Source organism: Pseudomonas sp. GYB4201 (assembly GCF_056312595.1).
This window is the reverse complement of the sequence record NZ_JBWGIG010000005.1, coordinates 58,270-81,351: the sequence shown is the minus strand read 5'-3', so window position 1 is coordinate 81,351 and position 23,082 is coordinate 58,270. Positions and strand designations below refer to the sequence as shown.

General features: G+C 65.8%; 20 protein-coding genes. 7 read left to right on the top strand and 13 right to left on the bottom strand.

Annotation, left to right across the window (positions count from 1 at the left end; genetic code table 11):
- Positions 1 to 15 precede the first annotated feature (15 nt).
- The 3 genes from AC0Z2B_RS06345 to pmbA form a co-directional block, all read right to left on the bottom strand.
- Positions 16 to 1,392, bottom strand: a complete 1,377-nt coding sequence (locus tag AC0Z2B_RS06345; protein WP_476295623.1) for a class II fumarate hydratase — start codon at positions 1,390 to 1,392, stop codon at positions 16 to 18.
- Positions 1,385 to 1,780: a FagA protein gene (locus tag AC0Z2B_RS06340; protein WP_476295622.1), complete on the bottom strand. Its 396-nt coding sequence runs from the start codon at positions 1,778 to 1,780 to the stop codon at positions 1,385 to 1,387. The genes AC0Z2B_RS06345 and AC0Z2B_RS06340 overlap by 8 nt, the downstream gene beginning before the upstream one ends.
- A gap of 199 nt (positions 1,781 to 1,979) precedes the next feature.
- On the bottom strand, positions 1,980 to 3,326 hold the full coding sequence (gene pmbA / locus AC0Z2B_RS06335) for a metalloprotease PmbA (RefSeq protein ID WP_416426884.1): 1,347 nt from the start codon (positions 3,324 to 3,326) through the stop codon (positions 1,980 to 1,982).
- A gap of 109 nt (positions 3,327 to 3,435) precedes the next feature.
- Between pmbA and yjgA the strand changes: the two genes are divergently transcribed.
- The gene (gene yjgA, locus AC0Z2B_RS06330; protein WP_416426885.1) at positions 3,436 to 3,957 is read left to right on the top strand and encodes a ribosome biogenesis factor YjgA; all 522 of its coding nucleotides are present in this window, start codon (positions 3,436 to 3,438) and stop codon (positions 3,955 to 3,957) included.
- 37 nt (positions 3,958 to 3,994) lie between these two features.
- On the opposite strand, the gene tldD is transcribed toward yjgA, so the two are convergent.
- The 8 genes from tldD to mreB all read right to left on the bottom strand — a co-directional run bounded on the left by tldD (position 3,995) and on the right by mreB (position 15,132).
- Positions 3,995 to 5,437: a metalloprotease TldD gene (gene tldD, locus AC0Z2B_RS06325; protein WP_416426886.1), complete on the bottom strand. Its 1,443-nt coding sequence runs from the start codon at positions 5,435 to 5,437 to the stop codon at positions 3,995 to 3,997.
- 2 nt (positions 5,438 to 5,439) lie between these two features.
- Positions 5,440 to 6,291, bottom strand: a complete 852-nt coding sequence (locus tag AC0Z2B_RS06320) for a carbon-nitrogen hydrolase family protein (RefSeq protein ID WP_416426887.1) — start codon at positions 6,289 to 6,291, stop codon at positions 5,440 to 5,442.
- A gap of 18 nt (positions 6,292 to 6,309) precedes the next feature.
- Complete coding sequence (locus tag AC0Z2B_RS06315; protein WP_476295620.1) at positions 6,310 to 10,122, bottom strand: YhdP family protein; 3,813 nt, start codon at positions 10,120 to 10,122, stop codon at positions 6,310 to 6,312.
- 64 nt (positions 10,123 to 10,186) lie between these two features.
- Positions 10,187 to 11,644 (bottom strand): ribonuclease G, encoded by a 1,458-nt coding sequence (gene rng / locus AC0Z2B_RS06310; protein ID WP_416426889.1) that lies wholly within the window; start codon positions 11,642 to 11,644, stop codon positions 10,187 to 10,189.
- Between the two features lie 89 nt (positions 11,645 to 11,733).
- Positions 11,734 to 12,333, bottom strand: coding sequence for a Maf family protein (locus AC0Z2B_RS06305; RefSeq protein WP_476295618.1), 600 nt, complete (start codon positions 12,331 to 12,333; stop codon positions 11,734 to 11,736).
- A 52-nt stretch (positions 12,334 to 12,385) separates the two neighbouring features.
- Positions 12,386 to 12,877: a rod shape-determining protein MreD gene (gene mreD / locus AC0Z2B_RS06300; protein WP_475504933.1), complete on the bottom strand. Its 492-nt coding sequence runs from the start codon at positions 12,875 to 12,877 to the stop codon at positions 12,386 to 12,388.
- Positions 12,877 to 13,941 carry a rod shape-determining protein MreC gene (gene mreC / locus AC0Z2B_RS06295; protein ID WP_416427468.1) on the bottom strand — a complete coding sequence of 355 codons (1,065 nt, stop codon included), beginning with the start codon at positions 13,939 to 13,941 and terminating at the stop codon, positions 12,877 to 12,879. The genes mreD and mreC overlap by 1 nt, the downstream gene beginning before the upstream one ends.
- A gap of 153 nt (positions 13,942 to 14,094) precedes the next feature.
- Positions 14,095 to 15,132 (bottom strand): rod shape-determining protein MreB, encoded by a 1,038-nt coding sequence (gene mreB / locus AC0Z2B_RS06290; RefSeq protein WP_008371426.1) that lies wholly within the window; start codon positions 15,130 to 15,132, stop codon positions 14,095 to 14,097.
- Positions 15,133 to 15,354: 222 nt separating this feature from the next.
- On the opposite strand from mreB, the gene gatC reads away from it, so the two are divergent.
- From gatC to AC0Z2B_RS06260, 6 genes are all read left to right on the top strand, one after another.
- On the top strand, positions 15,355 to 15,642 hold the full coding sequence (gene gatC, locus AC0Z2B_RS06285; RefSeq protein WP_008371428.1) for an Asp-tRNA(Asn)/Glu-tRNA(Gln) amidotransferase subunit GatC: 288 nt from the start codon (positions 15,355 to 15,357) through the stop codon (positions 15,640 to 15,642).
- An 18-nt stretch (positions 15,643 to 15,660) separates the two neighbouring features.
- On the top strand, positions 15,661 to 17,112 hold the full coding sequence (gatA, locus tag AC0Z2B_RS06280) for an Asp-tRNA(Asn)/Glu-tRNA(Gln) amidotransferase subunit GatA (protein WP_027976799.1): 1,452 nt from the start codon (positions 15,661 to 15,663) through the stop codon (positions 17,110 to 17,112).
- A gap of 12 nt (positions 17,113 to 17,124) precedes the next feature.
- Complete coding sequence (gene gatB, locus AC0Z2B_RS06275) at positions 17,125 to 18,570, top strand: Asp-tRNA(Asn)/Glu-tRNA(Gln) amidotransferase subunit GatB (protein ID WP_476295617.1); 1,446 nt, start codon at positions 17,125 to 17,127, stop codon at positions 18,568 to 18,570.
- A gap of 141 nt (positions 18,571 to 18,711) precedes the next feature.
- Positions 18,712 to 19,083, top strand: coding sequence for a septal ring lytic transglycosylase RlpA family protein (locus AC0Z2B_RS06270; RefSeq protein ID WP_416426893.1), 372 nt, complete (start codon positions 18,712 to 18,714; stop codon positions 19,081 to 19,083).
- 54 nt (positions 19,084 to 19,137) lie between these two features.
- A complete protein-coding gene (locus AC0Z2B_RS06265) occupies positions 19,138 to 20,190 on the top strand; it encodes a calcium/sodium antiporter (RefSeq protein WP_416427469.1) in 1,053 nt (350 codons plus the stop codon).
- A 14-nt stretch (positions 20,191 to 20,204) separates the two neighbouring features.
- Positions 20,205 to 20,588, top strand: coding sequence for a carboxymuconolactone decarboxylase family protein (locus AC0Z2B_RS06260; RefSeq protein ID WP_475504937.1), 384 nt, complete (start codon positions 20,205 to 20,207; stop codon positions 20,586 to 20,588).
- Here AC0Z2B_RS06260 and AC0Z2B_RS06255 read toward each other — a convergent pair.
- Together AC0Z2B_RS06255 and AC0Z2B_RS06250 are read right to left on the bottom strand one after the other, a co-directional pair.
- Positions 20,585 to 21,940, bottom strand: a complete 1,356-nt coding sequence (locus AC0Z2B_RS06255) for an amino acid permease (RefSeq protein ID WP_416426895.1) — start codon at positions 21,938 to 21,940, stop codon at positions 20,585 to 20,587. The two genes, AC0Z2B_RS06260 and AC0Z2B_RS06255, sit on opposite strands and share 4 nt — an antisense overlap.
- 57 nt (positions 21,941 to 21,997) lie before the next feature.
- The gene (locus AC0Z2B_RS06250) at positions 21,998 to 22,939 is read right to left on the bottom strand and encodes an AEC family transporter (protein WP_476295614.1); all 942 of its coding nucleotides are present in this window, start codon (positions 22,937 to 22,939) and stop codon (positions 21,998 to 22,000) included.
- Between the last annotated feature and the right edge of the window lie 143 nt (positions 22,940 to 23,082).

Below are 23,082 nucleotides of genomic sequence, written 5' to 3'. Positions count from 1 at the left end.
CGATAGAACAGCGGCTCAGATGCCGCCGGCGGTGAGCTTTTCCGGGTCCAGCAGGGTTTCCAGCTGGCTGCGTGACAGGTCCGTGTGCTCCAGCGCCACATCAATGATCGGGCGGCCTTCCTTGTAGGCGGTCTTGGCGATTTCGGCGGCCTTCTGGTAGCCGATGATCGGGTTCAGCGCGGTGACCAGGATCGGGTTGCGCGACAGCGCTTCCTTGAGCTTGGCTTCGTTGACCTTGAAGCTGGCAATGGCCTTGTCGGCCAGCAGGCGGCTGGCGTTGGCCATCAGCTCGATGCTCGACAGCAGGTTCTGCGCGACGATGGGCAGCATCACGTTGAGCTCGAAGTTGCCCGACTGGCCGGCGATGGCGATGGTGGTGTCATTGCCGATGACCTGTGCCGCGACCATGGCGGTGGCCTCCGGAATCACCGGGTTGACCTTGCCCGGCATGATCGAGGAGCCCGGCTGCAGGCCTTCCAGCTCGATCTCGCCCAGGCCAGCCAGTGGGCCGGAGTTCATCCAGCGCAGGTCGTTGGCGATCTTCATCAGCGACACGGCGGCGCCTTTCAGCTGGCCGGACACGGCCACGGCGGTGTCCTGGGAGCCAATCAGGGCGAACAGGTTCTGGCCCTGGGTGAACTCCACGCCGGTCAACAGGCTCAGCTGGTGGCTGAAACGCTTGGCGAACTGCGGGTGCGCATTGATCCCGGTGCCTACCGCCGTGCCACCCTGGGCCAGCGATTGCAGGCTGGGCAACAGGCCGCGCAGGTGGCCGATGTTGGCGCGGATCTGTGCCGCCCAGCCGTTGAGCACCTGGCTCATGCGCACCGGCATCGCGTCCATCAGGTGGGTGCGGCCGGTCTTGACGTAGGCGTGCACCTGCCCGGCTTTTTGCTCGATCACCTGCACCAGGTGCTCCAGCGCCGGCAGCAGTTGCTCGTGCAGCGCCAGGGCGGCGCTGACGTGAATGGTGGTGGGGATGATGTCATTGCTGCTCTGGCCGCAGTTGACGTGGTCGTTGGCGTTGACCGTGGCGCCCAGCCGACGGGTGGCCAGGGTGGCGATCACTTCGTTGGCGTTCATGTTCGAGCTGGTGCCCGAGCCGGTCTGGAAGATGTCCACCGGGAAGTGCTGCATGAAGTCTTCGGTCAGCAGTTGCTGGCAGGCCTGGACGATGGCGTCGCCCTGGGCGGCGCTGATCTGCTCGAGTTCGACGTTGGCCTTGGCCGCGGCGGCCTTGGCCAGCACCAGCGCGCGAATGAACTGGGTGGGCATGGGTTGCCCGCTGATCGGGAAGTTGTTCACCGCGCGCTGGGTCTGGGCACCGTACAGGGCCGCCTCCGGCACCTGCAGTTCGCCCATGCTGTCACGCTCGATTCGGGTATTACTCATCGGGATGTCCTTGCAGCAGATCGGAAAAGGAAATCGATGGCAGCAGCGTGCACACGGCCAGTTGCCGGCCATGCTGGTGCCACAGTTGCAGGTGTTCGGGGTTGCGCGCGGCCAGGCGCATGTCGCGCAGCGGGCGGTAGGCCTGGTCCAGGCACAGGCAGCGCCAGTGCCACGGCAAGGCCGGGTCGGCGGCGGTGTCCAGCAGCAGGCGGAAGCAGGTGCGGGCCACGGTCCAGGCCGATGCGGCACCACAACTGATGAGGAAACGGCCTTCGGCCATGTAGTCCTCGATGATGCGCGGGTCGTTCGGCGTCAATGCGCAGCGGATCTGCCGGCTTAACCAGCGCCAGTTTTCCAGGTAGGACTGCTCTTGAACGGCGGACTTCATCGACGCGGCCTCATGGCGATAATGATATTTATTATTAATTGATATTGAGAATCAAATCAAGCAGAAACAAAAAAGGCGTGACGCCCGAAAGCGTCACGCCTTTTGTCGAATCCCCGTAGCAGCTGCCGAAGGCTGCGTCAGGGGGCAACACCGCATTGCCTGTAGACGCGGCCTGCGGCCGCTGCTACGGGGGTGGGGGTTAGCTGCCGGCTACGGTCATGCGTTCGATCAGCACGGAGCCGGTGCGCACATTGCTGCGCAGCTCCAGGTCGCTGCCAACGGCGACGATCTGGCGGAACATGTCCTTCATGTTGCCGGCAATGGTCACTTCCTGCACCGGGAACTGGATCTCGCCATTCTCGACCCAGAAGCCCGCCGCGCCACGGGAATAGTCACCGGTCACCATGTTCAGGCCATGGCCCATCAGCTCGGTTACCAGCAGGCCGCGGCCCATCTGCTTGATCAGCGCAGCCTGGTCCTGATCGCCATGGGTGACGAACAGGTTGTGCACGCCGCCGGCGTTGGCGGTGCTCGGCATACCCAGCTTGCGGCCCGAGTAGGTGCTAAGCACGTAGGACACCAACCGGCCGTTTTCGACGAACGGCTTGGCGTAGGTGGCCAGGCCGTCGCCGTCGAACGCGGCGCTGCCCAGGGCGCGCTGCAGGTGCGGACGCTCGTCCAGGGTCAGCCACTCGGGGAACAGGGTCTGGCCCATGGCGCCTTCCAGGAACGACGACTTGCGGTACAGGTTGCCGCCGCTCACCGCCGACAGGAAGCTGCCGAACAGCCCGCCTGCCAGTTCGGCGCTGAACAGCACCGGCACTTCGCAGGTAGGCACCGGGCGCGCACCCAGGCGACCGGCGGCACGTTGCGCGGCGCGCTGGCCGATCAGCGCCGGGTCCTGCAGCAGCTCGCCCTGGCGGTTCACGTCATACCAGTAGTCGCGCTGCATCTGGCCATCTGCCTCGGCGATCATCACGCAGCTGAGGCTGTGGCGGGTCGAGGCGTAGCCACCGATGAAACCGTGGCTGTTGCCGTACACGCGGCAGCCCTGGTGGCTGCTGAGGGTGGTGCCATCGGCGTTGAGAATGCGTGGATCAGCGTCGAACGCTGCGGCTTCGCACGCCAAGGCGCGCTCGATGGCCTGCTCCGGGCTGATGTCCCAGGCGTGGTACAGGTCGAAGTCCGGCTGCTCGCGCGCCATCAGGGCGGCGTCGGCCAGGCCCGAGGCTTCGTCTTCGGAGGTGTGCTTGGCAATGGCCAGGGCCGCCGCCACGGTTTCGCGAATGGCGTCCGGGCCGCTGGCCGAAGTGCTGGCCGAGCCCTTGCGCTGGCCCACGTACAGGGTGATGCCAAAGCCCTGGTCGCGGTTGAACTCCACGGTTTCCACTTCGCGCTGGCGCACCGAGGTCGACAGCCCCTGCTCCAGCGACACCGCCACTTCACAGGCGCTGGCGCCCTGGCGCTTGGCTTCGGCGACGATCTGCTCGACCTGTTCCTGCAGGGCCGGCAGTGCCGCGGGACCGACGCTTTGAATTGCGTTCATGGTGTTCTCCACTCAAATTCTGCTGTCATCAGGGGGTCAAGCTACGACCGGGCCGGACAAGCGGCCCCTGACTGGTTATCATGGCGGCGTTTATTAGCGGACTGCCCCCATGGTTGATTCTTACGACGACTCCCTCGACGAGGGAAAAAGCAAATCTCAGGTCAAACGCGAGCTGCACGCGCTGGTTGACCTCGGTGAGCGCCTGACCACACTCAAGGCCGATGTACTGGCCAAGCTGCCCCTGACCGACGGTTTGCGCCGTGCCTTGGCCGACGCGCCAAAGCACACCGCGAACATCGCGCGCAAGCGGCACATCCTGTTCATTGGCCGGCTGATGCGCGACCAGGACACTGATGCGATCCTGCAACTGCTCGATCAACTCGATGCCTCCACGCGCCAGTACAACGAGCGTTTCCACAACCTGGAGCGCTGGCGCGACCGTCTGGTCTCGGGCACCGACGAGGTGCTGGAGAAATTCGTCGGCGAATACCCCGACGCCGATCGCCAGCACCTGCGCCAGCTGATCCGCCAGGCCCAGCACGAGACCGCGCAGAACAAACCGCCAGCGGCCACGCGTAAAATCTTCAAGTACATCCGCGAGCTGGACGAAGTGCAGCGCGGCTTGCGCTGACTGCTTGTGGGAGCTGGCTTGCCAGCTCCCAGCTTCTTCAAGCCCCGGTACCACCTACGGTAATCGCGTCAATCTTCAGCGTCGGCTGGCCAACGCCTACCGGCACCGACTGCCCGTCCTTCCCGCACGTACCCACGCCGCTGTCCAGCGACAGGTCGTTGCCGACCATCGATACCTTGCTCATGGCCTCAGGGCCGTTGCCGATCAGTGTCGCGCCCTTCACCGGGGCGGTGATCTTGCCGTCCTCGATCAGGTATGCCTCGCTGGTGGAGAACACGAACTTGCCGCTGGTGATGTCCACCTGGCCGCCGCCCAGGTTGGCGCAGTAGATACCGCGTTTCACCGAAGCGATGATCTCTGCCGGGTCGCTTTGGCCGCCCAGCATGTAGGTGTTGGTCATGCGCGGCATGGGCAGGTGCGCGTAGGATTCGCGACGCCCGTTGCCGGTGGCGGCCATGCCCATCAGGCGGGCGTTGAGCTTGTCCTGCATGTAGCCGGTGAGCACGCCGTTCTCGATCAGCGTGGTGCACTGGGTAGGCGTGCCTTCGTCGTCCACGCTCAGCGAGCCGCGGCGGCCGGCCAGGGTGCCGTCGTCGACGATGGTGCACAGCTTGGAGGCGACCATCTCGCCCAAGCGGCCGCTGTAGTTGGAGCTGCCCTTGCGGTTGAAGTCGCCTTCCAGGCCGTGGCCCACGGCTTCGTGCAGCAGCACGCCGGACCAGCCCGAACCCAGCACCACGGGCAAGGTACCCGCCGGCGCCGGAATGGCTTCCAGGTTCACCAGCGCCTGGCGCAGGGCCTCGCGGGCGTAGCCCATGGCGCGGTCGTCCTGCAGGAAGTAGCGGTAGTCGGTACGCCCGCCACCACCGTGGCCGCCACGCTCGCGGCGGCCGTTCTGCTCGACGATGACGCTGACGTTGAAGCGCACCAGCGGCCGCACGTCGGCGGCCAGGCTGCCGTCGGCGGCGGCCACCAGGATGCGCTCCCACACGCCAGCCATGCTCACGCTGACCTGCTGGATACGCGGGTCGAGGGCACGGGTGGCGACGTCGATGCGCTTGAGCAGCTCGACCTTCTCGGCGCGGCTCAGCACATCCAGGGGGTTATCCGGGGCGTACAGCTGCGCCACGTCCTGGCTGGTGAACGCCTGCACGCGGCCGTTCTGGCCGGCGCGGGAGATCGAGCGGGCGGCGCGGGCCGCCTGCAGCAGGGCGTCCTGGTTGATGGTGTTGCTGTAGGCAAAGCCGGTCTTCTCGCCGGACTGGGCACGCACGCCCACGCCCTGGTCGAGGTTGAAGCTGCCTTCCTTGACGATGCCGTCTTCCAACGACCACGACTCGGAAATCTGCCCCTGGAAATACAGGTCGGCAGCGTCGATGCCCGGCCCCGCGAGTTCGCCCAGCACCGACTGCAGGCTGTCCAGGGTCAAGCCGCCGGGGGCCAGCAGGTGTTCGCTGACGGTGGATAACATCTCGCTCATAATCACTCCGCGATAGACGCAGGCCGCGTGGCGCCCTGCGAGAAAAAGCGCCGGTGACTGGCCACCGGCATCCGCGCCCGTATGGACGCCTGTTCGCTGCTGTCCCGTTCGGCCAGCAGCACGGCTTCGCCTTGATCACGCTGGGCGACGATGCGCCCCCAGGGATCGACGATGGCCGCGTGCCCGTAGGTCTCGCGCGGCCCTGGATGAGTACCGCCCTGGGCCGCCGCCAGGACGTAGCATTGGGTCTCGATGGCGCGCGCCCGGATCAACACGTCCCAGTGCGCAGCGCCGGTCACCGCGGTAAACGCCGACGGTGCGGTAATCAGTTCGGCGCCGGCCTTGCGCAGTTCGCTGTACAGCTCGGGGAAGCGCAGGTCGTAGCACACGCTCAAGCCCAGGCGCCCCACCGGCGTGTCGGCTACCACTACCTCCTGCCCATGAGCATAGTCGTCCGACTCACGGTAGCGGCCGCGGCTGTCCGCCACGTCGACGTCGAACAGGTGCAGCTTGTCGTAGCGCGCCACTTCCTGGCCCTGGGCGTCGATCAGTAGCGAACAGGCGCGCACCTTGGCGTCGGGCTGCCCTTGCGGGGGCAACGGCAGCGTGCCGGCCACTATCCATAAGTTGAGGTCGCGGGCCGCCTGTTTCAACCATGGCAGGATCGGCCCCCGACCAAGGGCTTCGTCGCGGCCGATTTCAGCGCTGTCGCGGCGGCCCAGGGCGGAGAAGTTTTCCGGCAGCACCGCAAGCTTCGCACCACCGGCGGCGGCCTGCTCCAACAGGCGACGGGCGCTGGCCAGGTTGGCCAGCACGTCGCTCTGGCTGACCATCTGAATCACTGCCAAAGACATGGGGAGCTCCTGCTGCTGTCAGTTCGCTTTCTGGAAGGGCTTGTCGAAGGTAATCTTAGGCTCTTTCCACGGCCCTTCGACCTTGTATTGCACGCTGGCGAAGCGCGCCACGCGGTCGCCCAGCAGCTTGTCGACCAGGAACAGCGCGCCACCTACCGCTGGCGCGCCCACCAGCAGCGCGGCGATTGGCAGGTTGGTGGTCACCGGCAGGGTCACCAGCAGCTTGGCGTCGACCCGGTCCTGGTTCATGTCCAGGGTGCCGTTGAGCTCAAGGTTGGTGGAGGGGCCGGTCATGGTAATCGGCTCGCGGGTCACGTAGACGCCGTTGCTGGCCACCAGCAGGCCCTTGACCTTGTCATAGCCCAGGCCCTTGCCCACCAGGTCGGAGAAGTCCAGCCGCAGGCGGCGGCCGATGGAGTTGAAGTTCAGCAGGCCGAATACCCGCAGCGCCTGGGCGCCACCTTCCACTTCGACGAACTGGCCACGGTTGAGCGTGGCGTCCAGGCTGCCCGAGAAGCGCTTGAGCGCGGCCCAGGCCGGCGAACCCGGCCAGCTGCCGTCCACGTTCAGCTCGAAGTCCTGGCTGGTGGTGCTGGGCGCGTAGCCCCAGGCCTTGAGCACGTCGGCGAGGTTCTTGCCCTTGAGACTGCCCTTCAGCCAGCTGGCGGAATTGCCCGGCGCGCCTTCCCAACTGCCCTGCCCCACTAGGCTGATGCCCTTGAGGCCCAGATCCAGGTCCTTGAGGGCGATACCCTTGCCGTTGGGGCGAATTTTCAGCGCCCAGGCGCCCATCAGGTCGTTGCCCTGCCACAGCTTGAGGATCTTCACGTCCACGGCGGGAATCTTGCGCGGGTCCACCGAGGCCAGCGGGTCGGGGGCGTTCTCGTCGGTCACTGCTTTCGGGTCAGGGGCCGGCAGGTGCACGGCCTGCATGTCCACCAGGATCGGCACGCCCTTGGCGTCCGGCAGGCTGGCGGTGCCGGTGAGCTGCTTGGCGTCCACCGACAGGTTCCAGGCGCTGGAGCTGCGGTTGAGCATGACCCGGGCCTGGTCCAGGTCGAAACCGAAGCCGGTGACCTTGCCGATCTTCAAGTCGACGCTGTTCAAGGCCTGACGAGCGCTGCCACCGGGGTCGTCACCGGCGTAGCGGTCGACCTGGGCTTTCCATGGCGTCACGTCCAGGCTGTCCAGCGTGCCACGCACCCTCAGGCCCTTGTCGGCCGGCAGCTGCGGCGTGCCGCTGCCCAGCAGCAGTTCGCCACGGCCGTCGGCCAGCTTGCCGCCGGGCGCCAGGTAGCTGAGCATGGCCAGGTCGGCGTAGCTGGCGTCGATGCGCCGGTCGGCGCCCTGCAGGTTCATCTGGAACTGGGCGTCACGGGTATCGCTGGCGGCCTTGCCGTAGGGTGCCGGCAGGTCGATGGCCAGGCCCTTGAGGTCGCTCTTGATGCTCAGCTGGCTGTTGCCGCCCAGGTTGACCTGCAATTGGTACGGCAGGTCGCCAGAAGCCGGCAGGTTGGGGTTCACCTGCAGCCAGTCGGTGAGCTTGCGCAGGGCAATGCTGCCCTTGGCGGTGATACGGGTCAGCGGGCTGCCCGGCTTGCCCTCGGCAAAGATCTGCGCCGTCACAGGCCGGTCGAAGGCCTGGGCGGCGATGTTCTGGCCGCTCAAGCCCTTGTCGAAGTCGAAGCGGAAGTTGCCCTTGAGTTGGCTGAGGTCGAGGGCCGGCTCCTTGATCTTCAGGTCGGCGCCCTGGGTGTTGAAGTCGACCACCACCTTGGGCTCCTCGCCCTTGACCAGCGGAATGTCGAGGTTCAGGTTGCCCTGCAACGGCCCGGTGCCCTGCCAGCCGGCGAAGATCGGCCCGGTGCCGATGGGCGCGTCCTGGAGGATCTTCACGCCGTCGCCAAGGCTGCCGTCGAAGTCGCCCTTCACGTACAGGTGCGCGTGCTGGTCGGCCGGCACGTGGGGCACGGTGACCTCGACGTTGCTGACCTGGGTGTCGAGCAGTTGGCCCTTGCTGGCCAGGATCCGCACGTCACCGTCCTGGATGAACACGTCGCCCGCCACCTTCGACATTTCCGGCCAGCCCGGCTGGAACGCCAGGCGGGCGTCATGCACCTTGAAGTACAGGGTGATGCTGCGCGAATGGTCCGGCGCCGCGTGGCTCAGGGAGCCCTGGTACTGGAAGTAACCCTGGTCCACCGCGCCTTCGAGGATGGCCGTGCGCAGCCAGTGGTCCACCGCCGGGCTCAGCACCTGGGGCAAATACTTGGAGGTGAAGCGGCCGTCGCCCTGGGTCAGGCCCACGCGCAGGTCCATGTAGGGCTCGACGTCGTCGTGAAACGGCAGGCGAATCAGGAAGTCGCCGGCGATGTTGCCCTCGTCGCCCTTCACCTTCAGGTAAGGGGCAACCAAGGTGAAGCCGTCCTGGTTGATTTTCCAGGTCAGGCGCGCGTTGGACTGGTGGTAGTACCAGGGGTTGGCGAAGATCGGGTACAGGTGCAGCATGAACTGGTCGGTGGCCAGGCGCAGCTCGCCCTGGCCCAGGTTGCCGCTGATGGCGCCACTGACACCGCCCGCCGCGGGCGCACCGTGGGTGGCCTGGAAGCCGACGTTGTCGAGGTTGGCGGCGAAGCTCAGGCGTTCGTCACCGGTGGCCTGGGGGCGGTAGTCGAGGAGCACGTTGCGCAGGCCGCCGGTGACCTTCAAGGCATCGATGACTGCGGCCACTTTGTCCGGCACCGGCACCAGGGCGTCGAGCACCGGGGTGATCGGCGTCAGGTCGAGGCGGTCGGCCTGCAGGTGGTAGTTCTGCAGGGTGCTGTCGGTGGCGTCGGCCTGGCGCAGTTGCAGGTGCGACTCCCAGCGGGTCTTGCCCAGGCTCATGGCCAGGGAATCGACCGTCACGTCATAGCCGCCGCTGCTGCGCTGGAACCAGGCATTGAGGGCCAGGTTGTCGATACTGATGGCCTTGCGGTCGGCGTAGGCACCCTTGAACGTCGGTGCGTTGAGGCGCACCGCCGCGCTTTGCAGGGTACCCTTGCCCCACTGTGCCCACAGCTCGCCGCCGGCCTTGAGCTGGGCCAGCTTCCATTGCTGGGTGAGCCGCGCCGGCAGCCAGCGCGCCCAATCGCTCTGGGGCAGGCTCAGGTAGGCCTGGGCTTCGCCATCCTGCCAGTGGGCGGCGTCGATGCGGGTGCGCAGGCTCAGCGCCAGGGGCTGGCCATCGGGCAGGGTCAGGCGCAGGTCCAGGCGCTGGCGGCTAAAGCCGCTGGTCAGGCTGGCGCCCACGTAGGTGAGGGTCATGGGCGCGTGGTCGTAGGGCTCCAGGGTCAGCTGGCTGTCGAGCACCGACAGCTTGCTGACCTGCTGCATGCGTTGCAGCACCTGCCCCGGGTCCATGGGCCCGTTGTTCTGGGCCGGCAGGCCCTTGAGCGACCACTGGCCGCCCTGGCTTTCCTCGGCGGTCAGCTGCAGGCCGCTGAGTTCAAGGTGGGCGATGCGCAGCGAGCGGCTGCGCAGGCTGGCCCACAGGTCGGGCACCACGCGCACCTGGTCCAGGCGCAGGGCGCTGTCGCCCTCGCCCACCATCACGTCACGGGCCATCAACACGGGCGCCATACCGCTCCAGCGCCCCTGCAGGGCGCCGATGCTCACCGGCAGGCCCAAGGCCTCGCTGGCCTTGTCCTGGGCGTCGTAGCGGTACTGTTCGACCAGGGGCACCAACTGCCGGCCCAGGCTCACGTACACCGCCACCAGTACCAGCACCAGGGCACACAGCCCCAGGCCCCAGCGGGTCAGCGCGCCCAGCAGGCGGGTCAGGCGCGCCATGCGCGGAGGGTCCCGGAACAGGCAGTCAGGTCAGTGGCGCAAGGCCATGCGGGGGTGAACGAAATCAGAGCAGCACCACGTCGTATTGTTCCTGGGAATACATGGACTCTACCTGAAAGCGAATGGTTCGCCCGATAAAAGCCTCGAGCTCGGCCACATTGCCCGATTCTTCATCCAGCAGGCGGTCCACCACTTTCTGGTTGGCCAGTACTCTATAGCCTTCGGCCTGGTAAGCACGTGCTTCGCGGAGGATTTCCCGGAAAATCTCGTAACAGATCGTCTCAGGGGTTTTCAGCTTGCCGCGCCCCTGGCAGCTGATGCACGGCTCGCACAGCACCTGTTCCAGGCTTTCGCGGGTGCGCTTGCGGGTCATCTGCACCAGGCCCAGCTCGGTGATGCCGATGATGTTGGTCTTGGCGTGGTCGCGCTCCAGCTGTTTTTCCAGGGTGCGCAGCACCTGGCGCTGATGCTCTTCATCTTCCATGTCGATGAAGTCGATGATGATGATGCCGCCGATGTTGCGCAGGCGCAGCTGGCGGGCAATGGCCGTGGCCGCTTCCAGGTTGGTCTTGAAGATGGTCTCTTCCAGGTTGCGGTGGCCCACGAACGCGCCGGTGTTGACGTCGATGGTGGTCATGGCCTCGGCCGGGTCCACCACCAGGTAGCCACCGGACTTGAGCGGCACCTTGCGGTCCAGCGCGCGCTGTATCTCGTCCTCGACGCCGTACAGGTCGAAGATCGGCCGTTCGCCAGGGTAGTGCTCCAGGCGGTCGGCGATCTCGGGCATCAGTTCGGCGACGAACTGTGTGGTCTTCTGGAAGGTTTCCCGGGAGTCGATGCGGATCTTCTCGATCTTGGGGCTGACCAGGTCGCGCAGGGTGCGCAGGGCCAGGCCCAGGTCTTCGTAGATTTCGGTCGGCGCGCCCACGGTCTTGATCTGCAGGCCGATCTGGTCCCACAGCCGGCGCAGGTAGCGGATGTCCATGAGGATCTCGTCGGCGCCGGCGCCCTCGGCTGCGGTGCGCAGGATGAAGCCGCCAGCTTCCTTGATGCCTTCCTGGGCCACGCAGTCGCTGACCACCTTCTTCAGGCGCTCGCGCTCGGCTTCGTCCTCGATCTTCAGGGAAATGCCGACATGGCTGGTGCGCGGCATGTACACCAGGTAGCGCGAGGGAATCGACAGCTGCGTGGTCAGGCGCGCGCCCTTGGAGCCGATGGGGTCCTTGGTGACCTGCACCACCAGGCTCTGCCCTTCGTGCACCAGGGCGCTGATGGTTTCCACTGCCGAGCCTTCGCGCAGGGAAATTTCCGAGGCGTGGATGAACGCCGCGCGTTCCAGGCCGATGTCGACGAACGCCGCCTGCATGCCCGGCAGCACGCGCACCACCTTGCCTTTGTAGATATTGCCGACGATGCCGCGGCGCTGGGTGCGCTCGACATGGACTTCCTGCAGAACACCGTTCTCTACCACCGCCACGCGCGATTCCATTGGCGTGATGTTGATCAGAATCTCTTCACTCATGGCAGGGTCTCGTCAAAGGTAGTCACCGAAAATGATGGATTACGCCGCGCTTGTCGACGTTTCCATTCTCACAGGCTGGCGGCGGGCGCTCAGCCTGTCTGTTGGCCTTGCCAACAGGGTATGCCGAAATGGCCCAGCAGGTCTGCGGTTTCGCACAATGGCAGGCCCACTACCGCAGAATAACTGCCGGCGAGGCTTTCGACGAATATCGCGGCCAGGCCCTGGATGGCGTAGCTGCCGGCCTTGTCCCGGGGTTCGCCGCTGGCCCAGTAGGCGCGCGCCTGCTGCGCGCTGATGGGGCGGAAACGTACGCGACTGCTGACGCTGCGCACCTCACGGCGCTGGCCCGAGACCAATGCGATGGCGGTCAGCACCTGGTGCTCGCGCCCGGACAGCGCGGCGAGCATGGCCAGGGCATCGGCTTCGTCCACGGGCTTGCCGAGGATACGGTCATCGAGCACCACCGCGGTGTCGGCGCCCAGCACCACGGGGGTGGGGTCAGCAGGGTCCAGCAACGCCAGGCCGGCCAGGGCCTTGCCCAGCGCCAGGCGCTCCACATAGGCCAACGGGCTTTCGCCGGGCAGCGGGGTTTCGTCGATGGAAGCGCTCAGGGGCGTGAAGGCGACGCCGATCTGGGTCAGCAGTTCACGCCTGCGGGGGGAGCCGGAAGCCAGGTACAGCGGGTGCATGAAGACGTCTCCCTGTCGAAAATCGAATGCCGGGCGCCAGCCCGCGCCGCGCTCAGTTGATACCCAGGCGGCGACGCAGGCCCCGCAGGGCGAAGCTGACCCATGGCCACAGCAGTGCACTCATCAGCGCCGGCAGCAGCAAGGCCAGGGTGGGCTGGCGGTTGCCGGTCAGGGCGCTGAGCCACAGCTGGGCCAGTTGCCCCAGGCCGAAGATCACCAGGATCACCAGGCACTGCTGCCATACGTGGAAGGTGCGCATGCGCTGCGCCAGGGACAGGATCAGGAAGCTGATCAGCGTCAGGATCAAGGCGTTCTGCCCAAGGTAGGTGCCGTACAGCACGTCCTCGGCCAGGCCCAGCAGGAACGCCGTGGTCATGCCCACCTTGTGCGGCAGCGCCAGGGTCCAGAAGGTCAGCAGCAGGGCCAGCCACAGCGGCCGGAGGATTTCCATGAACTGCGGCAGCGGCGACACGCTCAGCAGCAGGCCGAGGGCAAACGTGAACCAGACGAACCAGCCGTTGCGCGGCCGGGTGCTATTGACCATCAGTGTCTCTCCCGGGAGGTGCCATGGGCACTGGCGGCCGGTTTCGCCGGCGCGGCGGCAGGCGTGGTGGCCGGCTTGGCTGCGGCAGCCGGGTGCTCGGCAGCGGCCGGCGCAGGCGTTGGCGCAGCGCTGGCAGCCGGGGCTGCGGCCGGCGCGCCGGGCACACCTGCCGTGGCGGTCTGGCCCTGGTGGTCAGCAGCTTCCTGGGCCTGGGCGGCCTCGGTGGCGCGCTGCTCGGGCGAACGGCTGTCGGAGAACACCAGCAACAGGTAGCGGCTGCGGTTCAGCGCCGCCGTGGGCACCGCGCGGACGATGGCGAACGGCTGGCCGGAGTCGTGGATCACTTCCTTCACCGTGGCCACCGGGTAGCCCGCGGGGAAACGCTGGCCCAAGCCGGAGCTGACCAGCAGGTCGCCTTCCTTGATGTCGGCGGTGTCCGCCACATGGCGCAGTTCCAGGCGCTCCGGGTTGCCGGTGCCGCTGGCGATGGCGCGCAGGCCATTGCGGTTCACCTGCACCGGAATGCTGTGGGTGGAGTCGGTCAGCAGCAGCACGCGCGCGGTGTAGGGCATCAACTCCACCACCTGGCCCATCAGGCCGCGGGCGTCGAGCACCGGCTGGCCGAGGAATACGCCGTCGCGCTCACCCTTGTTGATCAGGATGCGCTGGGTGAAGGGGTTGGGGTCCATGCCGATCAGCTCGGCCACCTCGACCTTCTCGTTGACCAGCGCCGAGGAGTTCAACAACTCGCGCAGGCGCACGTTCTGCTCGGTCAGGGCCGCCAGCTTCTGCAGGCGACCTTGCAGCAGCAAGGCTTCGGTCTTGAGTTTTTCGTTCTCGGCCACAAGCTCGGTGCGGCTGCCAAACTGGCTGGCCACGCCCTGGTACAGGCGCTGGGGCAGGTCGGTGATCCAGTAGGCCCGCATCAGCACCAGCGACGCCTGGCTGCGCACCGGCTGCAACAGGGTGAAGCGCGCATCCACCACCATCAGGGTGATGGACAGCACGACCAGCACCAACAGGCGCACGCCCAGCGAGGGGCCCTTGGAGAAAAGCGGTTTAATAAGCCGCTCCTCCCAGGCTGATGTTCATTGGCTCATTCATACGGCTTCAAACCGGCCCGGATGCAGATTGACAGAAATGCGCCAACGACAGGCGCAGGCCCGAGGTCGACAGCGCAAACTGTAGACCGGGCCCCGTGGTTGCCGCCAGCGAAGTTATTCGCTGGAGAGCAGGTCCATGGTGTGCTTGTCCATCATTTCCAGGGCACGGCCACCACCGCGAGCCACGCAGGTCAGCGGGTCTTCGGCAACGATCACCGGCAGGCCGGTTTCCTGGGCCAGCAGCTTGTCCAGGTCACGCAGCAGGGCGCCACCACCGGTCAGCACCAGGCCACGCTCGGCGATGTCGGAAGCCAGTTCCGGCGGCGACTGCTCCAGGGCGCTTTTCACGGCCTGGACGATGGTCGCCAGCGACTCCTGCAGGGCCTCCAGCACTTCGTTGGAGTTCAGGGTGAAGGCTCGTGGCACGCCTTCGGCCAGGTTACGGCCGCGCACGTCGACTTCACGCACTTCGCCGCCTGGGTAGGCAGTACCGATTTCCTGCTTGATGCGCTCGGCGGTGGATTCGCCGATCAGGCTGCCGTAGTTGCGGCGCACGTAGGTCACGATCGCTTCGTCGAAACGGTCACCGCCCACACGCACGGACTCGGCATACACCACGCCGTTCAGGGAGATCAGGGCGATTTCGGTGGTACCACCACCGATGTCGACCACCATCGAACCGCGCGCTTCCTCGACCGGCAGGCCGGCACCGATGGCGGCGGCCATTGGCTCTTCGATCAGGAACACTTCGCGGGCACCGGCGCCCAGCGCCGATTCACGAATGGCACGACGCTCCACCTGGGTGGATTTGCACGGCACACAGATCAGCACGCGCGGGCTTGGCTGCAGGAAGCTGTTCTCGTGAACCTTGTTGATGAAGTACTGGAGCATCTTTTCACAGACGCTGAAGTCGGCGATCACGCCGTCTTTCATCGGACGAATGGCTGCAATGTTGCCCGGTGTACGGCCCAGCATGCGCTTTGCCTCGGTACCGACGGCAACAACACTTTTCTGATTTCCGTGGGTCCGGATGGCCACTACCGAGGGCTCATTCAGGACGATACCGCGCTCACGCACGTAAATAAGGGTGTTGGCAGTGCCCAGGTCGATGGAAAGATCGCTGGAAAACATGCCACGCAGTTTCTTGAACATGGGAAAGTGACCCTAGGCAACGCGTGGGTAAAAAAGTGCGGCAAACTCTAACAACGGCGGGGATTTTGGGCAAGGCGCCAATATGTTAAATTGGCTGTTTTTCCGAGCAGGCCCTCACTCAATCGCGGCCATATGACCGTAGAATTGGCGTTCTGTTCCGACAATCTAACACACGGACTGACACTTCATTCGATTCCGTGCTGTTTTCCACTGGAGATACCCATGGCGCTTGATCGCTCCGACGTGGAAAAAATCGCTCATCTGGCCCGCCTGGGCCTGAATGAAGCCGATCTGCCACGCACCACCGACGCACTCAACAGTATCCTGGGTCTGGTCGACCAGATGCAGGCGGTCGACACCAGCGGCATCGAGCCCCTGGCCCACCCCCTGGAAGCCAGTCAGCGCCTGCGCGCCGACCAGGTCACCGAAAGCAACCATCGCGAGGCTTACCAGGCCATCGCGCCTGCGGTCGAGAACGGCCTGTACCTGGTTCCGAAAGTCATCGACTAAAAGGGAAAAGAGCCTGCCATGCATCAAATGACTCTGGCCGAGATCGCCCGCGGTCTCGCCGACAAGAAGTTTTCCGCCGAAGAGCTGACCCGCACCCTGCTGGCGCGCATCGCCCAGCTGGACCCGCAGCTCAACAGCTTCATCACCGTCACCCCGGAGCTGGCCATCGCCCAGGCCCAGGCCGCCGACGCCCGTCGCGCCGCCGGTGAAACCGGTGCCCTGCTGGGCGCGCCGCTGGCCCACAAGGACCTGTTCTGCACCCAGGGAGTGCGCACCAGCTGCGCCTCGAAGATGCTCGACAACTTCACCGCCCCCTACGACGCCACCGTGGTGTCGCGCCTGGCCAAGGCCGGCGCGGTCAGCCTGGGCAAGACCAACATGGACGAATTCGCCATGGGTTCGGGCAACGAGAACAGCTTCTACGGCGCGGTGAAGAACCCGTGGAACCTGGCCCACGTCCCGGGCGGTTCGTCGGGTGGTTCGGCTGCTGCAGTGGCAGCTCGCCTGCTGCCAGTTGCGACAGGCACCGACACCGGTGGCTCCATCCGACAACCGGCAGCTTTTACCAACCTGACCGGCCTGAAACCGACGTACGGTCGTGTGTCGCGCTGGGGCATGATCGCCTACGCGTCCAGCCTGGACCAGGCCGGCACCTTCGCCCGCACCGCCGAAGACTGCGCACTGCTGCTGCAAGGCATGGCCGGTTTCGACCCGCAGGACTCCACCAGCATCGATGAGCCGGTGCCCGACTACAGCGCCGGCCTGAACGGCTCGCTGCAGGGCCTGCGCATCGGCGTGCCGAAGGAATACTTCGGCGCCGGCCTGGACCCACGCATCGCCGACCTGATCCAGCAGAGCATCAAGGAACTGGAGAAGCTGGGCGCCACGGTCAAGGAAATCAGCCTGCCGAACATGCAGCACGCCATCCCGGCGTACTACGTGATCGCCCCGGCCGAAGCCTCGTCGAACCTGTCGCGCTTCGACGGCGTGCGCTTCGGCTACCGCTGCGAGAACCCCGCCGACCTCACCGACCTGTACAAGCGTTCGCGCGGCGAAGGCTTCGGCAGTGAAGTGCAGCGCCGTATCATGGTCGGCGCCTACGCCCTGTCGGCTGGCTACTACGACGCCTACTACCTGCAGGCGCAGAAGATCCGCCGCCTGATCAAGAACGACTTCATGGCTGCGTTCCACGACGTCGACGTGATCCTGGGCCCGACCACGCCAAACCCGGCCTGGAAGATCGGCGACAAGAACGCCGACCCGGTCGCCGAGTACCTGGAAGACGTGTACACCATCACCGCCAACCTCGCCGGCCTGCCGGGGCTGTCCATGCCCGCCGGCTTCGTCGATGGCCTGCCGGTGGGCGTGCAACTGGTGGCACCGTACTTCCAGGAAGGTCGCCTGCTCAACGTCGCGCACCAGTACCAGCAGGCAACTGACTGGCACACCCGCTCGCCCGAAGGCTTCTAAGGAGAAACTCACATGCAATGGGAAGTCGTCATCGGGCTGGAGATTCACACCCAGCTCACCACCCAGTCGAAGATTTTCTCCGGCAGTTCCACCACGTTCGGCTCCGAGCCCAACACCCAGGCCAGCCTGGTAGACCTGGGCATGCCCGGCGTGCTGCCGGTGCTGAACCAGGAAGCTGTGCGCATGGCGGTCAAGTTCGGCCTGGCCATCGACGCCGAGATCGGCCAGCACAACGTGTTCGCCCGCAAGAACTACTTCTACCCTGACCTGCCCAAGGGTTACCAGATCAGCCAGATGGAACTGCCGATCGTTGGCAAGGGCCACTTGGACATCACCCTGGAAGACGGCACCGTCAAGCGCATCGGCGTGACCCGCGCGCACCTGGAAGAAGACGCCGGCAAGAGCCTGCACGAAGACTTCAACGGCCTGACCGGCGTTGACCTGAACCGTGCCGGCACGCCGCTGCTGGAAATCGTCTCCGAACCGGACATGCGCAGCGCCAAGGAAGCCGTGGCCTACGTCAAGGCCATGCACGCCCTGGTGCGCTACCTGGGCATCTGCGACGGCAACATGGCCGAAGGCAGCCTGCGTTGCGACTGCAACGTCTCGGTACGCCCCAAGGGCCAGGTCGAGTTCGGCACCCGCTGCGAGATCAAGAACGTCAACTCGTTCCGCTTCATCGAGAAGGCCATCAACAGCGAGATCACCCGTCAGATCGAGCTGATCGAGGACGGCGGTAAGGTCATCCAGCAGACCCGCCTGTACGACCCGAACAAGGACGAGACCCGTCCGATGCGCAGCAAGGAAGAAGCCAACGACTACCGTTACTTCCCGGACCCGGACCTGCTGCCGGTGGTCATCGAACAAGCGTTCCTGGACACCGTGCGCGACACCCTGCCCGAGCTGCCACCGGCCAAGCGCGAGCGCTTCCAGAGCCAGTACGGCCTGTCGGCCTACGACGCCAGCGTGCTGGCTTCCAGCCGCGAACAGGCGGACTACTTCGAGCAAGTGGTGAGCCTGAGCGGTGACGCCAAGCTGGCCGCCAACTGGACCATGGTCGAGCTGGGCAGCCTGCTGAACAAACTGGGCGTGGAAATCGAGCAGTCGCCGGTCAGCGCCGAGCAACTGGGCGGCATGCTGGTGCGCATCAAGGACAACACCATCAGCGGCAAGATCGCCAAAATGGTCTTCGAAGCCATGGCCAATGGCGAAGGCAGCGCCGACGAGATCATCGAGGCGCGCGGCCTGAAGCAGGTCACCGACAGCGGCGCCATCGAGAAGGTGCTGGACGAAGTGCTGGCCGCCAACGCCGAGCAAGTCGAACAGTACCGCGCCGCCGACGAAGCCAAGCGCGGCAAGATGTTCGGCTTCTTCGTGGGCCAGGCCATGAAAGCCTCCAAGGGCAAGGCCAACCCGCAACAGGTGAACGAATTGCTGAAAAGCAAACTCGAAGGCTGATGCGCCAAGGGGGCACCACTGCTCCTGAATGGCGCCCCCGTAGCAGCTGCCGCAGGCTGCGTCCGGCATCACCTCGGTGAAACGCCGGACGCCGCCTGCGGCAGCTGCTACGGGGCTCAACCTATTCCTGGAGATTGCTGCATGCTGCGCCTGGTCGCCCCCCTCCTGCTACTCACCCTCCTCGCCGGCTGCGCCAGCCACGACATCGACCCCCGCGGCTACGATGAAACGGGCACCGCCAGCTTCTACGGCGCCAGGCACCAGGGCAAGCGCACCGCCAGCGGCGAGCGTTTCGACCAACACGCCATGACCGCCGCCCACCGCCGCCTGCCCTTCGGCACGCGCGTGCTGGTGACCAACCTTGCCAACAACCGCAAGGTCGAAGTGCGCATCAACGACCGCGGCCCCCACACCCGCGGGCGCCTGATCGACCTGTCACATGCCGCCGCAGAACAATTGGGCATGATCGGTAGCGGTTCGGCCAAAGTGCGGGTACAAAGTCTGAGCGACTAGGCCTCAAACCGGAGCTTTACCATTTTCGACCTGGACTCCTTTACCGTCTTCAGCCTGCTGCAACTGGCTGGCGGCCTCGTGCTGCTGATCCTCGGCGCCGAACTGATGGTGCGCGCCGCCGTGCGCCTGGCCGCCAGCTTCAAGGTGCGGCCGCTGATCATCGGTCTCAGCGTGGTAGCCCTGGGCAGCAGCGCGCCGCAGATGGCCGTCAGCCTGCAGGCAGCGTTCAGCCACGCGCCCGACATTGCCGTCGGCAGCGTTTTCGGCAGCAACATCTTCAACATCCTGGTGACCCTGGGCCTGTGCGCGCTGATCATCCCGCTGCGGGTGTCGCGCCAGCTGGTGCGCCTGGACATCCCGCTGATGATCAGCGCCAGCGCCCTGGTGTTCGCCATGGCCCTGAACCAGACCCTCGGCCGCCTGGAAGGCGCCGTGCTGCTGGTGGGCCTGGGCGGCTATTTCGCCCTGCTGCTGCGCCAGTCCCGGCGCCACCATCGGCCCCGGGTGCACACCCACGCCGTGGAACGCCAGGGCCCACCACCGTGGCTGAGCAGCGCTGCCATGACCCTGGCGGGCCTGGGCCTGCTGGTGTGGGGCGGCCACCTGATCCTCGGCGCGGCGGTTGAACTGGCCACCGACTATGGCTTCTCCGACCGCATCATCGGCCTGACCATCGTCGCTGTGTCCACCTCGCTGCCGGAACTGGCCACCTCGCTGATCGCCGCCATTCGTGGCGAACGCGAGATTGCCGTGGGCAACGTCATCGGCAGCAACCTGTTCAACCTGCTGGGGGTGCTGGGCCTGACCGCCGTCATCGCCCCCACGCCGCTGTCGGTGTCACCCAACGCCTTGGACTTCGACCTGCCGGTGATGCTCGGCGTGGCCGTGCTGTGCCTGCCGCTGTTCTATTCGGGCTACCGCATCACCCGCGCCGAAGGCCTGGTGCTGCTGGGGCTGTTCGCCGCCTACGGGCTGCACGTGATCACTTTCACCACCGGCATGCCCCTGGCGGGCCGGCTGGAACACCTGATGCTGTTCTACGTACTGCCGGTGCTGGGCCTGTTCGTGCTGGTCAGCACGCTGGTTGCCTGGCGCCGGCAACATTGAGAAAGGAGAAGCTGATGACCGCCAACAACCAGAACAAGCCTGGCGTCGAGATGCGCCGCCAGGTCATGGGGGACGCCTTCGTCGACCGCGCCCTGGGCAACGCCACCGAGTTCACCCAGCCGCTGCAGGACTTCGTCAACGAACACGCCTGGGGCAGCGTGTGGAACCGCCCGGGCCTGGAGCTGAAAACCCGCAGCCTGATCACCCTGGCGGCGCTGACCGCGCTCAAGTGCCCGCAAGAGCTCAAGGGCCACGTGCGTGGCGCCTTGAACAACGGCTGTACGGTAGAGGAGATTCGCGAAGCGCTGCTGCACTGCGCGGTGTACGCCGGCGTACCGGCGGCCATCGATGCCTTCCGTGCGGCGCAGGAAGTCATCGACAGCTACCAGCCGGCCTAGGCCTTGGCGCGGCGCTTGAAGAGGTAGGCCAGCACCAGCACGATGACCCAGGCTGGCATCAGCATCACCGAGATGCGAATGCCCGGCGTCAGCCACATCACCAGCACGATGCCGGCCACGAACAGCAGGCACAGGTAGTTGGTGAACGGGTAGCCCCAGCTTTTGAACGAGGTGTCTTCACCTGCCTGGCGCTTGGCCTTGCGGAACATCAGGTGGGTGATGCTGATGATCACCCAGTTGATGACCAGCGCCGCCACGGCCAGGGCCATCAGCAGGCCGAACGCCTGGCCGGGCATCAGGTAGTTGATCAGCACGCACAGGCCGGTGGCGGTGGCCGACACGCCCAGCGCCGTCAGCGGCACGCCACGCTTGTTGACCTTGAGCAGCGCCTTGGGGGCATCGCCCTGGGTGGCCAGGCCGAACAGCATGCGGCTGTTGCTGTACACGCAGCTGTTATAAACAGACAGTGCGGCGGTCAGCACCACGGCGTTGAGCAGCGTGGCGACGATGTTGCTGTCCAGCGCGTGGAAGATCAGCACGAACGGGCTGCCGCCAGTCACCACTTTCTGCCACGGGTACAGCGACAGCAGGATCGCCAGCGCGCCCACGTAGAACAGCAGGATGCGGTAGATCACCTGGTTGGTGGCGCGCGGGATGCTGCGCTTGGGGTCATCGGCCTCGGCCGCAGTGATGCCCACCAGCTCCAGGCCGCCGAACGAGAACATGATCACCGCCATGGCCATGGCCAGGCCGGCGATGCCGTTGGGGAAGAAGCCGCCGTGCTGCCACAGGTTGGCCACGGCCGCGTCAGGGCCACCGTTGCCACTGGCCAGCAGCCAGGCACCGAAGCCGATCATGGCGATGATCGCCGCCACCTTGACCAGCGAGAACCAGAACTCCATCTCGCCGAACACCTTCACTTGGGTAAGGTTGATCAGGTTGATCAGCACGAAGAAGATCGCTGCCGACACCCAGGTCGGCACGCCCGGCCACCAGTACTGCACGTAGATGCCCACGGCCGTCAGCTCGGCCATGCCCACCAGCACGTACACCACCCAGTAGTTCCAGCCCGACACAAAGCCCGCCATGCCACCCCAGTAGCGGCTGGCGAAGTGGCTGAAGCTGCCGGCTACCGGCTCGTCCACCACCATCTCGCCCAGCTGGCGCATGATGAAGAAGGCCATCAGGCCGGCGATGGCGTAGCCGAGGATCACCGACGGCCCGGCCATGTTGATGGTCTGGGCAATGCCCAGGAACAGCCCGGTGCCGATGGCACCACCCAGCGCGATCAGCTGGATATGGCGGTTCTTGAGGCCCCGGTGCAAGCCCGTGGGCGTCGATTGTTGGTCCATTGAAGCTTCCTTGAGCTCGGATGACTGCATGACGGCATGCGCAAAGGCGCACAGGATCTAGATCCAGCCGCCCCACTGCAATAGGAAAATGCCGATATTGGTGGTAATTGCAGCACCAACGGTCGTAATAACGATGATGGCCGCAGCCAATTGATGGTTGCCGTTGGCCGCCCGGGCCATGACATAGCTGGCCGCCGCAGTGGGGCTGCCGATGTACAGGAACAGGATGCCCAGTTCCGCGCCCCGGAAGCCGCACAGCCAGGCGCCCAGGGTGCCGAACAGTGGCAGCCAGACCATCTTCACCAGGCTGGCGCTCAGGGCCAGCTTGCCGCTTTCGCGCAGCGCCGCCAGCGACAGGGTGCCGCCGATGCAGATCAGCGCCAGCGGCAGGGTCATCTGCGCCAGGTAGTCGCCGCTGGCCAGCAGCCAGTTGGGCAGGCTGATCTGCAGGTAGGCCATGGGCGCGGCGGCCAGCACGCTGATGATCAGCGGGTTGGCCAGCACGCTCTTGAAGATGCTCCAGGGGTCGGACTTGATGTTGGGGCTGTAGATGGCCAGCACCACGGTCGACAGGCTGTTGTAGAGCAGAATCACCAGGCCCGCGAGGATCGCCCCCAGGGAGATGCCGTAGTCGCCGTACATGCTGGCCGCCAGCGCCAGGCCCACCACGCCGTTGTTGCCGCGAAACGCACCTTGGGTATAGATGCCGCGGTCTTGCACCGGGCTGCGCCAGATGGCCATGCCCCAGGCGGCGGCGAAGCTGGCGAAGGTCACCAGCACGAAATACAGCAGCAAACCCGGCTTCATGGCCGCGTGCAGGTCGGCGTGATAGATGCCCAGGAACAGCAGCGCCGGCATGCAGACGTTGAACACCAGGGCCGAGGCGATATGAATGAAGTTGTCGTTGATCCAGTCGATGCGCTTGAGGAACACACCGAGAAACAGCATCGCGAACACCGGTGCGGTGATGTTCAGCGTCTGTATGAAGATGGCCAGCATGCCAAGGGAACCTGATTGCCCGTTGTTAGGGGGCCAATGATAAGGCCTGCGGGGCTGTTGATGTGAAAATCAATCGTCCGTGACGCGGCCTGCGGCCGCTGCTACAGAAACCCTAGAATGGCGCCCCGCCCGCGGCCCGAGTT